The sequence below is a fragment of the Oscillospiraceae bacterium genome (assembly GCA_022483045.1).
Taxonomy (GTDB): Bacteria; Bacillota; Clostridia; order Oscillospirales; family Acutalibacteraceae; genus Caproicibacterium.
Genome location: JAKVOA010000002.1, coordinates 42,667 through 56,073, shown reverse-complemented (window position 1 = coordinate 56,073; position 13,407 = coordinate 42,667). Strand labels below are relative to the sequence as shown.

Sequence of the window (13,407 nt, the reverse complement as noted above, 5' to 3'; positions counted from 1 at the left end):
GATATCGGTTACAATATGACGTTTACGTCCTTTTGTTTTTTCCCTCCGTCATAGCCGCGGTTATTTGCATCGGCAGTTGTTTTTACACTTTGCGAATCAATCAAAGCGTATGACGGGTTTTCGTTTCTTCCGGCGTTTATTCGAGTTTCTTTGACTAAAAACTGCATGACTTTTTCCCAAATTCCTTTTGCGATTGCCCGGTAATAAAATGATTTCACTGTACTCCATTTCGGATAATCGTAAGCGTAAAGCCAGTGGACGTCTGGTAAGATTGAGAAAAAGATGAGATAATTGCTTCCAATCACCGAAAGACTTCCAAAGAGTCTATGGAAATAAGATTGGAGCAGTTGATAAAATGGAGAAGGATTTGCGGATACTTGGCAAAAACCAACGCATGGAGGAATGGGCGCAGCGCGTATCCGAATGCCGCAGCAGCGGATTAACGGTGCGAAACTGGTGCGAACAGCACGAAATCAACGAAAAGACGTATTACTATTGGCAGCACCGAATCTGGGAATCTATGAAATTTGGGGTGTTCATACTCTGCACGATTCTTGACTTTTCCAAGGCGCCGTCTGGTTTGACGCTTACACTGGAGACGTATGCACCAAGCTATTGCAAAACAATATCATTTCAGAAAACAAAATTCCTTCTCTTTACAACTGTATCACTAAGGTTGTCGAAGCTTGTCGCGCTATACCTTTGAAATACTGAAGCCGCTACTTTAGGTCCGTAAATTTTGCTGACTGTGTCGGTGGAATTCTCAATGTTGATCCGCCACATTTCTCTATCTTCTTTTGACATGAATTTTTACCTCACTTTATTGAGTACTATTGTCTGTTTATATCTGTTTACAAATTTATAACCTCTGTGTAGTTGACGATTGTCTGTGAAATGCTTATAATGCATTTAAAAGTCTGTTTTCGTTGTTATCAGGGCCTTCCGATCAACTGTCTTTAGTATCGGAGAAACATCAGGTACCAGAGAATAGATGAAACGCTAAGAATCAGGTACCGGGGGTGATCGGCATCAAAAGTTACGAGTTTCTTAAAAAGCTGTACGGTTATTTGAATAACCAGAAAAACCAGGGCACATTTGTTATTAAGTTCTTTAATGCCGCTGGAAGCCGCTATTTCACAATGTCCGCCAGTTACGCAAACAGGGCTAACATACGAAAATAGCCACAGACATTGATGTCTGTGGCTTCGAAGGGAATTTTGAATGCAAGTGGGAAATGTAGGACGCAGATGGCGAAAATTGCTTTCCTAACCATAGATGGGATTTTAATATAAGAATTCATGTTACGTTCCATACGAGCGATGGAGGAGAGACCAGTGGATAAAAATATAGAAAAGTGGTCGACACTTAAAGAAGTACAGGAATACCTCGGAGTTGGACGCGAAAGCATCCTGCAGTGGATCAATAAGCGTAATATGCCTGCCTATAAGGTCGGCAGGCTTTGGAAATTCAAATTGTCCGAAATTGACAAATGGATCAGATCCGGCGGCGCATCAGAAGAAAGCAATACGGAAGATAATGAACAGGCTTAAAGGAGGGAAACTCCGTTTGTGGAAAAACTGATAGATGTTCAGAGCGGTCCGGTAGCCCCTCTTCTGGACTTGCTTCTTGAGGATAAATCAACAAAGAAAAATATTATCTGGGCAACCGATACCTATGAGGAACTTGGACAGGGCTTCACAGATAAGGAGCCGATAAGTCGCAGTCTTCTCTTGCAGCATACGGACATCATCAAGCCGAGAATCCAGAAGACACAGGAAGCGCAGCAGGCCCGCACAAGAAAAAAGGCCGAGGTGTTCACACCGGCATGGCTGTGCAACATGATGAACAATTACTGCGATGAAGAGTGGTTCGGCAGAAAAGACGTATTCAATGCAGAGAACGACGACCACACATGGACGGTTGCTGAAGAACCGATTGAGTTTCCAAAAAGAAAGACGTGGAAACATTATGTGGATTCACGGCGGCTGGAGATTACCTGTGGGGAAGCGCCTTATCTTGTGTCCCGCTATGATGTGTCAACAGGACATCTTATCGTGCCGCCAAAGCATCGAATTGGACAGCTCGACCGGAAACTCCGGATCGTGAATGAAAATGCCGAAAACTATGACGAGTGGGTCAAATGGGCAATCCGGGCGTTCGAGGCGTCCTACGGGTACGAGTATCAGGGTGACAGTCTTCTGATAGCGAGAATCAATTTGCTCCTAACATTTATCGACTACTATCAGGAACGGTGGGACAAGGAACCCGACGAGAAGCTGCTTCAGACAGTGGCGAATAAAATTGTATGGAACGTCTGGCAGATGGACGGCCTGAAAGACACTATCCCGCTCGGAAAACCGTACGAGGAATTCCAGCAGCTAACGCTTTTCGATATGTATTCTGAAATGACAGATATGGCAGATAATGAACCTGAAGCTATACCGTGCAAAATATACAACTGGAGAAGAGATAATTCCATTCTTTTCAACAAACTAAAGGAGATGAAAGTCATGGAACATAAACTTTTCGATTTTGTAATTGGAAATCCACCATATAATGAGGACTTTGAGAATTCAGGAGAAAATGGAAATTATGCGAAGCCTGTATATAACCAGTTTATGGATGCGGTTTATAAAATAGCTGATAAAGTGGAACTGATTCATCCGGCACGTTTCCTTTTCAATGCTGGCAGTACACCTAAAGTCTGGAATGAGAAAATGCTTAATGACGAACATTTTAAAGTTCTTAAATATGAGCCAAACAGTGCTGCTGTGTTTCCTAATACAGATATTAAGGGAGGTGTTGCTGTAACTTATCACGACTATAGCAGAACATATACGCCTGTGAAAATATTTACATCTTTTCCTGAGTTGAACTTGACATTAAAAAAAGTAAAATCAGTAACGACCAATTTTTTCAGTTCGATAATATCAGGACGAGGTGTGTATAAGCTTTCGGATAAAGCATTAGAAGAGCATCCGGAAATTATATCTATACAGTCCAAAGGGCACAGAAAGGATGTTGGTGCGGGTGCGTTTACAAAACTGATAAATATTGCATTTTTTAAAAATAAGCCTTCTGATGAACATGAATATGTTCGATTTTTGGGACTAATTTCCAGTAAAAGAGTTTACTGTTGGGGAAGGAAAGATTATCAGGATGTTCCGGATAGCTTCTATAAATATAAGGTATTTATACCAAAAGCAAATGGAAGTGGAGCACTCGGCGAAGTATTGAGTACACCCCTAATCGGGGAACCCCTAATCGGGGAACCCCTAATCGGGGCTACTGAAACTTTCTTGTCGATTGGTTCATTTGATACAAGAGAAGAAGCTGAGCATTGTCTAAAATACGTTCAGAGCAAGTTTGCAAGAGTTATGCTTGGAATTTTAAAAATCACACAGGATAACACCAAGGAAAAGTGGAACTATGTTCCTCTCCAAGACTTTACTTCAAGTTCTGATATCGACTGGTCAAAATCCGTTCATGAAATCGACTTACAGCTGTACCGCAAGTATGGGCTTGATGAAAAGGAGATTCACTTCATCGAATCGCATGTAAAGGAGATGGCGTGATGGCGGGCATCAAAATCCAAACAGCTTATCCAGTCGTTCCCCAATGCTATGCGTATACCACGCCGGGAGTGCCCGCGCATGACGGCTGGACAAAAATCGGCTTTACGGAGCGGAATGTGGAAACCCGCATTAAAGAGCAGACGCACACCGTCGGTGTGCCGCATAAAACATGGTGGCATCTGCGCGCCGCATACATGACGGAACCATTCGGAGTCTTTACCGATAAGGACTTTCACGCCTATTTGAAGAAGCTTAGCGTCGATCGTGAGGAAGGCACGGAGTGGTTCTGCATTGCGCCCAATACCGCAAAGGGTGATTTTGTTGATTTTACCCAGAATCACGGTGTTGTTTCCGATGATGACGCGGACGCGGTCATTCCGTATAAGCTCCGCGATGAGCAGAACAAAGCTGTTGAGATAGCACTTGATTATTTCAAATCTCACAGCAATGGTGAATTTTTATGGAATGCAAAGCCACGTTTTGGCAAGACGCTTTCGGCTTATGACCTGTGCAAAAGGCTTGATGCGACGAATATTCTTATTGTGACGAACCGCCCGGCAATTGCAAATTCATGGTATTCGGACTATGAGACGTTTTTCGGCCCGCAGTCCGGCTATCTGTTTGTCAGCAACGTGGACGGCATTAAAGACAAAAAATATGTGATGAGCCGTCAGGAGTATCTTGACAAAGTGCTGGATGGAAATAGCCATGCCAAAGGCTGCATCGAATTTGTGAGCCTGCAGGATCTGAAAGGTTCCCTCTATTTCGGAGGGCAGTATGATAAGTTGTCAGAAGTAAGCGCAGACAAAGGCTTAAACTGGGATATTATGATTGTAGATGAGGCGCATGAAGGTGTCGATACCTACAAGACAGATACCGCTTTCAATCATATTAAGCGTAAATGGACGTTGCATCTTTCTGGTACGCCGTTTAAGGCATTGGCAAATGACAAATTTGCGGAAGATGCGATTTTCAACTGGACATATGCGGACGAACAAAAGAAAAAGCGTGATTGGAATGATTCCAGCGAAATTGAGAACCCGTATGAAAACCTTCCACGGCTTAGTCTGTTTACATACCAGAAGTCGGATATCATCCGCGACAAGGTAAAACAGGGTATTGTGCTTGCAGACAATGATGTTGAAGAATATGCTTTCGACTTGAATGAGTTCTTCAAGACGAACGAATCCGGAAAGTTCATACATGACGCGGATGTGGACAAGTTCCTTGATGCACTAACACGCCAGGAGAAGTTCCCGTTTTCTACTCCGGAGCTGCGAAATGAGCTAAAACATACGTTCTGGCTGCTGAATCGCGTAGCAAGTGCTAAGGCTTTGGCAAAGAAGCTGGAGCTTCATCCTGTGTTTAAGGATTATCACATTATTCTTGCAGCAGGCGACGGCAAGCTGGACGACGATGATGAAAACGAGAAGGCATTCGACCGTGTCACAAAGGCCATCAAAGAATACGATAAGACCATTACTCTGTCTGTTGGCCAGCTGACGACCGGTGTCACGATCCCGGAGTGGACGGCTGTGCTGATGCTTTCGAACATGGCAAGCCCGGCACTGTACATGCAGGCCGCTTTCCGCGCTCAAAATCCGTGCCTGTTTCATGATGCACAGGGCAACTCTTACAGAAAACAGAACGCTTATGTCTTTGACTTTGATCCGGCGCGTACACTGACGATATTTGAAAAGTTCGCCAATGACCTGATTCCTGAAACAGCGGGCGACAAAGGAGACTTCGACCAGCGTAAGAAGCATGTCCGTGAGCTTCTAAATTTTTTCCCTGTTTATGGCGAGGATGACCAGGGATCTATGATAGAACTGGATGCCGAGTCTGTTCTCACGATTCCGCGGCACATCCATGCTAAGGAAGTCGTAGAACGCGGGTTCATGTCCAACTTCCTTTTTGCCAACATTTCCGGCATTTTCGGAGCACCGAAAGAGATCATCGATCTTATCAATGGCATGCAAGCAATTGAGGAACCCAAGACGCTGGCGCCTGTCGAGGTTGACGAAGGGACAGCTGATAAGCTAAATCTTAATGAAAAAGGTAACGTGGAAGTCCCGAAGGAACAGGTTATCGGCATGGCAAGCGAGCTTTTCGGAGACAAAGTATATGGGGATGTCGATCAAAAGCTGGCAGCTGCAGTTGAGGACATCACCAAACAGGTTGAGATGACAAAGGATCCAAAGAAGGATGAACTGAAGGAACTTCGCGAAAAATTTTCCAAGCCTATAGCCAATACGCTTATAGACTCAGCAAAAACGCAGTATGGCCATGACCTGAAAAAATCTACACAGAATCAGATGGAGCGGAAAATTCAGGATACCACGGACACTGTAGTCAACCATGAATACGGTGATTACGCTATCCGCAATCACCAACTTGTCAAAGAACGTAAAGACAAAATCGCCGATGCACAAAAATCAGGCGCTCCCATGTCGGAAATCTCAAAGCTTGCTGAAGAATATAAGAAACGAAGCATTAAAGAATATAATAGCATGGTAAACAACATATATCAAAAGCTCCACAGTAATGAAACCGTCAAGAAGGCAGCGGAAACCATCGTCAAAACAGTAGAGACGGAAAAACTTAATAATAAGAAAGATTCTATTGAAGGCAGCGTGAGGGATCACCTGCGTGGTTTTTCCCGTGCCATACCTGCATTTCTTATGGCCTATGGTGATGAAAATACGACACTGGCAAATTTCGATTCACTCGTACCAGCAGATGTATTCTGGGAAGTGACTGTTAATCCGCAGACCGGTAAAGGTGTAACACTTGATGAGTTCCGTATGCTTCGCGATGGCGGCGACTACTACCAAAAGAATGAGAATGGAAACGGAATTCGAGACGAGGAACACAAGAAACATTTTGACGGCCACCTGTTTGATGAAGTTGTCTTTAATGATGCAGTTCTGGAATTTATGAAGAAACGCGCCAAACTGGCCGATTACTTTAATGAGACCAGCAAAGGTGACATCTTTGATTATATTCCGCCACAGAAAACAAACCAAATTTTCACGCCAAAACGTGTGGTCAAGAACATGGTTGATCGCCTGGAGCAGGAGAATCCCGGGTGCTTCGATGATCCGAACAATACGTTTGCTGACCTTTATATGAAATCGGGTATGTATATCACAGAGATTGTTACCCGCCTATACCAAAGCAACCGTATGAAAGTTTTGTATCCTGATAATGCGGAAAGATTGAATCATATCTTTGCAAAACAGGTATATGGTTGTGCACCGACAGAAATCATCTACCGGATTTGCCTAAGGTACATTCTTGGATTCAGTGATGAGATCCATATCGATAAGCACAATATTAAGCTATGCGACACGCTGGATTATGCAAAGAACGGAACGCTTGAAGAAGAGATGAAAAAGCTGTTCAACCTGTAAGGTAAATTGCCTATCAAGACAGCTTACTCTTATTCTTTTATATTCACGCTTACACCGGACTTGAATTCCACCGTAAACTTGTCCGCGTAGACGGTGATTTTCTGAATCAGCCGCTTGACCAGAGTCTCGTCAAATTCAGTGAGTTCGGTCGGCTGAGCGGCGATGAATTCCTGCAACTCACGGATGCGGCTTAAGGTTTCATCCCGAAGCGTGTTTTCGGATTCAGACTGCTTTTTCTGTGCCCGGAGCCGGAATATCTCATCTGTGATGGCCTTGTAATCGTCCTGATTGTTTGCTTTTTTGATGAGCTCTATTTGCAGTTCTTCCAGCCGTCTCTGAATCCCCTCTGGTGAAAGGGTATCTGTTTGCCGTACGGCAGCGGCGATATTCTGCTGCAGGGCGTTTGTGAAGTGGTCTTTATCTTCAAGGACCTGATTGATTGCTTTTACGGAAACATCCTGCAATACGGTTTCGTTCACCGTGCGGTTGTGGCAGGGTTCTTTTGCCGAAGTGGACTCCAACCGGCTGATGCACCGCCAGACAATGGATTTTTTACCCCGGCTGTACCAGTGAATCCGGCGGTAAAGCTCTCCACATTCCCCACAGTAGACCATCTGCGCGAATGGGTGGCTGCAGGAGAAATTTCTTTTTCTGCCGGAAGGGCTGACATACACCACACGGCGGCGGACCAGTTCTTCCTGCACCTGCATGAAGATGTCCTTCGGGATAATGGCTTCATGGTCGGCTTCCACGTAGTATTGCGGAACCGTGCCGTTATTCTTGATTCGCTTCTTGGTAAGGAAGTCGACCGTATAAGTCTTTTGAAGCAGGGCATCGCCCATGTACTTTTCGTTGCGGAGAATTTTGTTGATGGTACTGGTGTGCCATTTCGTATTTCCGGCTCCGGTGAGGATGCCATCTTTTTCAAGTCCAGCGGCAATCCTGCCCATGCTGGAGCCTTCAAGGTATTCGCGGTAAATTCTCTTTACAATCTCTGCCTGTTCCAGGTCAATGATGAGATGGCCGTTCTCGTCTTTGGTATAACCGAGAAATCGGTTGTGATTGACCTGCACTTTTCCCTGCTGGTAGCGGTACTGCAGGCCGAGCTTTACGTTTTGCGAAAGGCTCTGGCTTTCCTGCTGGGCAAGGCTGGCCATAATCGTCAGCAAGACTTCACCTTTCGCATCCAATGTGTTAATGGATTCCTTTTCGAAGTAGACCGGAATGTTCTTGTCCTTGAGCTGCCGGATGTATTTCAGGCAGTCCAGCGTGTTTCGGGCAAACCGGCTGATGGATTTTGTGATAATCATGTCGATGTTCCCGGCCATGCAGTCGTCAATCATCCGGTTGAATTCATTCCGCTTCTTGGTGTTCGTGCCGGAGATGCCGTCGTCGGCATAAATGCCTGCGAATTCCCACTCCGGATTCCTCTGGATGTACTCCGTGTAGTGCTTGACCTGCGCGTCATAGCTTGTTGCCTGTTCATCGCTGTCCGTGCTGACCCGGCAGTAGGCCGCAACTCTCAGCCGTGGATTTTCTTCTGCTCTCTCATTGTTTCCGACCTGCCTTTTTGCAGGAATGAGCATGACTTTTCCCATGAATCTGCCTCGCTTTCAATTTGCCCATAGAGGTATTCCGCCTGCAGGACCGGGTCGTTAAAATGCTTTTCTGCAGGTTTTACGGAAAACCTCGTCGGCAGTGCCTGTGGAACTGTTTCCTTTCTCCTGTTCTTCCGGCCGAGCTTCTCAGCACGGCTTTCCAACTCTTCCTCTGCTTTCCGGAATGTATCTGCATTGATAATGGCCGGATAGAAATCATCACCGAGGTAATGCCGGTTTCTCAGGATGCGTTTTGCAGAGCAGTGGTACATTTCGATACCGGCTTCTTTAGCGGCTTCGGTAAGGGAAAGTCCGGAAAGATAGTTAGTGTAGAGTTTTCGTATTTTCCGGGCATTCTCTTTGTCAACGACGGCAATTCCGTTTTCAATCCGGTATCCGAATGGTGTATGTCCCATGGACTCAAATCCTTTCTGTCAGCGTCAGACCGCATTTCATCTCAAAGCAGAGTTCATTTCTGGATTTTACAAGAATGCGGTTAACGAATTTTTCAAAAAGCACCCCGTCAAAATCATCCAGCATGACGCCTTTTTCCGTAAAATGGAGAAGGGCGGTCGCTTCTGTAACCGTGTGGATGCCTTCACTTTTTCGGTTATTCAGGGAATCAGCTTCCGTCCGGAGGTCGTTGGCCTTCATCAGGAGCTCATTCTTTTCTTTGCTGTAAAGGATTTTATCGAGGTATCCTTGTGCCATGAGTTTCTGGAGCGTTTCACGCTGTTCGGCATTCTGCAGCAAAAGCGTCTGGATTTTCTGGACGCGACGAACCGCATCGTCGGAAGATGAACTTTTGATGGTTTCAACATAGGGCTTCAGAATGAGACGGTGCGCAAAGACCAGCTTGTTTATCATGGTGACAAAGGCAAACTGAATTGCATCCTCTCTGATGAACTTCATCGAGCACTTGCTCTTGTCCTCAATGTGCGTTTTGCAGCACCATGCAGCATATTTGAAATCGCTGCAGGTGTGGATTCTTCTCTTGAAGGTGCTGCCGCATTCTCCACAGATGATCTTCCCGGAAAATGGATACCGATTCTGATATTTGCGGCTTCCCTTCTCTACACCTTTTTCAGCGGCGCGTTCACGAATGAGTGCCGCCGCCATGTTGAAATCTTCATGGCTGATGATTGCCTCATGATGGTTCTGCAATAAATACCGGTTTTTCTCACCGCGATTGTGATGCCGGTTAAACTGGGAATCGGTATAAGTCTTTTGAAACAGGCAGTCGCCGGTGTATTTTTCGTTTGTCAACATGTCGCGGACAGTCGTACTGGTCCAATGCCCGCTTCTCCTGCTGGGAATATGCCCGGCATTGAGTTCCTTCGCAATGGCAGGGCTGCTTTTTCCAGACAGCGTTTCAGAAAAAATCTGTTTTACAACTTGAGCCTGAGCGGGGTTAATAACCATCTTCTCGCCGTTCCAGTCATAGCCATAGGGCGGGTAACTGATTTTGAAGGTCCCGCTTTCAAATCGTTTCTGAACCGACCATTTGCCATTTTGCGAAATGGAAACAGATTCGTTTTGAGCCATACTGGACAGGATAGAAAGGAACAGTTCGCTTTCCATTGCCCCGGTGTTGATGTCTTCCTTTTCAAAGTAAACGGGAATATTCAGTGTAAGAAGTTTTCGCGTCAGTTCAAGACAGTCAGCCGTATTCCGGGAAAAACGACTGATGGATTTGGTTAAAATGAAATTGATCTTTCCAGCTTTGCAGTCGGCCATCATTTTCCGCAGCTGCGGACGCTTCTCTTTCTTTGTGCCAGTGATACCTTCATCATAATAAAGCCCAGCGAACTCCCAGTCATCGCGCGACTTGATGTAACTTTCATAGTGCTCCTTCTGGGCCTTCAGGCTTTCTGCCTGTTCATTAGAATCGGTCGAAACACGGCAGTAAGCGGCTACGCGAAGCTTCCTGCCATGAAAATTGGCCTTTTTGTTTTCCTCAATTTTCGTGACCTTTTTCATGCACTCACCTCCTCTTGGTACGTCTATCTATCACTCTGAATGCCGGAACTATCAAGCAATTTCCGGCATGATTTCCACGTACAGAGGGGAGAAAGTTCTGCGGTTGATGTCCGTTAATTTGTTGAATTCAGCCTGTGAAATCAGACCGTTTGCGAGCATGGTTTCTGCAATTTTCTGAGCGCGGTAGTAATCAAAATCGCCCTGCAGCTTTTCCGGTGTAAAAAATCCGGTATGATCCGTTTTTGCTTCTTCTGTCATCGGTTATCCACCTCCACTTTTCACTGGAGATGGAGGAGCGACTTGAGCGGAAGAAAATCAAAAAAGCCCGCGGGCATTCCGATGAAGGAACACTCGCAGGCAAGGTAGATGCTGTACAATATGTTATTTGCCTTTACCCTGTTGAAATCAATATAGCACTGTCACACCGATACATGAATTTCTATGGCAGCTATGTTACTTGTCCTCCTTTTCATCACGGTCATGGAGCTGTTTCAGCACAGTCTTGAGTTTTTCCGGTATCGGAAGTCCCAGGTGCGCCGCATTCTCTGTCAGAGACAGCCCTTCGTTCGAGAGATAAAAGAAGATGATTGCCGTCCGGAGCACGCCCGGCTGGCCGAGAACCTGCACGTCAATTACGTTTCCGATTCCGACCAGCAGAAAAATCAGCACCTTCCGGCAGATTCCCCTGAAACCGACCTCGGATGAGAGCTTCTTGTCTGAAATTGCGCACAGGACGCCGGTGATGTAGTCACAGATGACAAAGATAAGCAGCGCATAGAGCAGACCGTCGCAGCCGCCGAGAAAATAGCCGAGCCACCCGCCGATGGCAGCAAACACAAATTGTATGGAATTCCAGAATTCTTTCATGAGACATGCCTCCTTGAATTTGTGCATGAAAAAAGCGGCCGCCCGTATGGACGACCGCTCAAAAGCTTTCTGAAAGGATTAAACGCTTAAAGAAGCCTTGACTTTAAAAGCTGTCCATTCGCGGTGCTGGTCCGGATCCATCGGGTCGATGATGGTATAAACAATGCTGCCACGGATCAGCCTGCAGGAAGCGGTAATCAGCGGATTATACCGCAAAACAACATTCGCCGCGTCAATCACCTGGACGGACTGGGCAATCCACGCTTCGGTTCCGCCCAAAGGATACCATTTGCACCGCAGATAACGGGGCGGGTCAGTGGGAAGCAGGTTTCCAAGGTCAATCCAGTCGGTCGTTTTGTGAATACCTGTGCCGGTGACCACTTTCCTTTGAATGCGGATTAAGGTCCGCAGTTCACTGATGTGCATTTTGTATCTCATGGCAGGCGCTCCTAAAACGTGTCTTTGCGGATGCCAAAAAGGATGGCACGGAGCATGGAAGTCAGCTCCTTGAAATCTGCGTTTTCCCGGTTTTCGTACAGATAGGCCACCGCGTAAAGCTCCGCAATCCGCGCGGTTTCTTTTGAAGCAAGAAGCCCCGTTTCGTCTACACGTGCGATATTCATGCATAGTTTCTCCGCTGTTTCTATAAATCCCGTTATCATGGAATCCTCATCTGTAGAGTCAATATGCAGATAAAGCTTTGCTTCATCCAGTGTAATCAGCATGATGTGTCACCGCCTCTGTTTTGCTTATGAATCAGTTGATTCAGGCACTTGCTCCAGCTTTCAGGATCTGGACAGCTTCCGGCAGCACGAGCTTGCCGTCGACACGTTCCTTCGCCACATAGCCAATCATTCCGTTACCGGCAAAGAGCTCGCGGAGTTCCTGAAAACTTCTGGTTCCTCTGTCACCGATGTTGTAGTAGCTGAAATCACCGAAGGCGATCGCGGCTTTTCCGGCTTCAAGAGCAGGCGCATAAGCGGAAGTACGCACCGGATATCCGCAAAGCCTGTCCGGTTCGCCAGCCTGATAGGACGGCTGCCAGATGTAGGCCTGGTTGTTGTCCTTGAGTTTGCGGATTGCCGCGAGGGTGGAGTCATTCAGAATAAAGCAGGCGTTCTTGCGGTACGGGCGCTTCAAGGCATAAATCAGGGTGAGAATATCATCCGTCGCGAGCTTTGTACCACTTAAGGTTACAGCCGTTACACCGCCGCCTTTGTCCGCAAAGATGCCGGTCGGCTTTCCGGTTCCGCTGCCGTTCAGGAAAGCGTCCTCTTCGGCATTGCCGAACGCTTTGCCGAACTGGTCAATGATGTAGTTCTCCAGATTGAAGGCGTTGTCGTAAAGCAGTTCCTCGGTTACCTTGATGGCCACGTGGAGCTTGTGTGCATCAAGGACGATCTGGTCGAACGTCGCATCTCCGAAAGTCAACGCTTCGCCTTCCTCAATCCATGCCGCCGCGGGTTTTGTGCCCGCAATGTTGATCTTGTGTTCGCCGGACGTAGTGATGGTCGTTGCAAGGCTGCGGAAGATGTTCTCTTCTGTGAGTTTGTCGATAAGGCGGGAGTCCCATTCTTCCGGAACGAGGTAACCGCCGTTCGCGTCAGTGCCTTCCTGCAGAATGTCTGACACCTGGTGGAAGCCGCTGCGCATGGCTGTGAGCATTGCTTTCGCGTAGGCGTCAGATGCTCTGCCGTGTTTCTCCGGCTTATTCTCTGTTCCGGCACCTGGCTTCCCGGTAAGGGGAATATTGACCGGCTGGCTCATCTGTTCTTCGATAGACTTTTGGCGGTTCAGCCTGTCGATTTCCTTTGTGAGGCCGGTGATTTCCTTTTCCATCTTGTCGTAGGTGGCTCCGTCTTCCTCAGAAAGGATGCCGCCGCTGCTGCGGTGGGATTCGAGAAATGCCTTTGCCGTTTCCCACGCCTTGGCTCTCTTATTAATTAATTCCTGTACATTCATGATGTTGTCCTC

12 protein-coding genes and 1 pseudogene are annotated in these 13,407 nt (G+C 46.7%); 4 read left to right on the top strand and 9 right to left on the bottom strand.

Annotation, left to right across the window (positions count from 1 at the left end; genetic code table 11):
* Positions 1-8 precede the first annotated feature (8 nt).
* Positions 9-305: a hypothetical protein gene (locus LKE53_09005; protein MCH3972878.1), complete on the bottom strand. Its 297-nt coding sequence runs from the start codon at positions 303-305 to the stop codon at positions 9-11.
* A gap of 50 nt (positions 306-355) precedes the next feature.
* On the opposite strand from LKE53_09005, the gene LKE53_09000 reads away from it, so the two are divergent.
* The 4 genes from LKE53_09000 (at position 356) to LKE53_08985 (ending at position 6,988) form a co-directional block, all read left to right on the top strand.
* Positions 356-706 (top strand): hypothetical protein, encoded by a 351-nt coding sequence (locus LKE53_09000; GenBank protein ID MCH3972877.1) that lies wholly within the window; start codon positions 356-358, stop codon positions 704-706.
* A 628-nt stretch (positions 707-1,334) separates the two neighbouring features.
* Positions 1,335-1,550, top strand: coding sequence for a helix-turn-helix domain-containing protein (locus LKE53_08995; GenBank protein MCH3972876.1), 216 nt, complete (start codon positions 1,335-1,337; stop codon positions 1,548-1,550).
* 18 nt (positions 1,551-1,568) lie between these two features.
* Positions 1,569-3,575, top strand: a complete 2,007-nt coding sequence (locus LKE53_08990) for an Eco57I restriction-modification methylase domain-containing protein (GenBank protein ID MCH3972875.1) — start codon at positions 1,569-1,571, stop codon at positions 3,573-3,575.
* Positions 3,575-6,988: a DEAD/DEAH box helicase family protein gene (locus LKE53_08985; GenBank protein MCH3972874.1), complete on the top strand. Its 3,414-nt coding sequence runs from the start codon at positions 3,575-3,577 to the stop codon at positions 6,986-6,988. The genes LKE53_08990 and LKE53_08985 overlap by 1 nt, the downstream gene beginning before the upstream one ends.
* Positions 6,989-7,017: 29 nt before the next feature.
* Here LKE53_08985 and LKE53_08980 read toward each other — a convergent pair whose 3' ends face one another.
* From LKE53_08980 to LKE53_08945, 8 genes and pseudogenes are all read right to left on the bottom strand, one after another.
* Positions 7,018-8,586 (bottom strand): recombinase family protein, encoded by a 1,569-nt coding sequence (locus tag LKE53_08980; GenBank protein ID MCH3972873.1) that lies wholly within the window; start codon positions 8,584-8,586, stop codon positions 7,018-7,020.
* Between the two features lie 8 nt (positions 8,587-8,594).
* A pseudogene (locus LKE53_08975) lies at positions 8,595-9,002 on the bottom strand (recombinase family protein).
* A gap of 4 nt (positions 9,003-9,006) precedes the next feature.
* Positions 9,007-10,566, bottom strand: coding sequence for a recombinase family protein (locus LKE53_08970; GenBank protein MCH3972872.1), 1,560 nt, complete (start codon positions 10,564-10,566; stop codon positions 9,007-9,009).
* Between the two features lie 51 nt (positions 10,567-10,617).
* On the bottom strand, positions 10,618-10,824 hold the full coding sequence (locus tag LKE53_08965; GenBank protein MCH3972871.1) for a hypothetical protein: 207 nt from the start codon (positions 10,822-10,824) through the stop codon (positions 10,618-10,620).
* A 195-nt stretch (positions 10,825-11,019) separates the two neighbouring features.
* On the bottom strand, positions 11,020-11,433 hold the full coding sequence (locus LKE53_08960) for a phage holin family protein (GenBank protein MCH3972870.1): 414 nt from the start codon (positions 11,431-11,433) through the stop codon (positions 11,020-11,022).
* Positions 11,434-11,511: 78 nt separating this feature from the next.
* On the bottom strand, positions 11,512-11,871 hold the full coding sequence (locus LKE53_08955) for a head-tail adaptor protein (GenBank protein MCH3972869.1): 360 nt from the start codon (positions 11,869-11,871) through the stop codon (positions 11,512-11,514).
* A gap of 11 nt (positions 11,872-11,882) precedes the next feature.
* Positions 11,883-12,158, bottom strand: a complete 276-nt coding sequence (locus LKE53_08950; GenBank protein MCH3972868.1) for a head-tail connector protein — start codon at positions 12,156-12,158, stop codon at positions 11,883-11,885.
* 40 nt (positions 12,159-12,198) lie between these two features.
* The gene (locus tag LKE53_08945) at positions 12,199-13,395 is read right to left on the bottom strand and encodes a phage major capsid protein (protein ID MCH3972867.1); all 1,197 of its coding nucleotides are present in this window, start codon (positions 13,393-13,395) and stop codon (positions 12,199-12,201) included.
* Positions 13,396-13,407 lie beyond the last annotated feature (12 nt).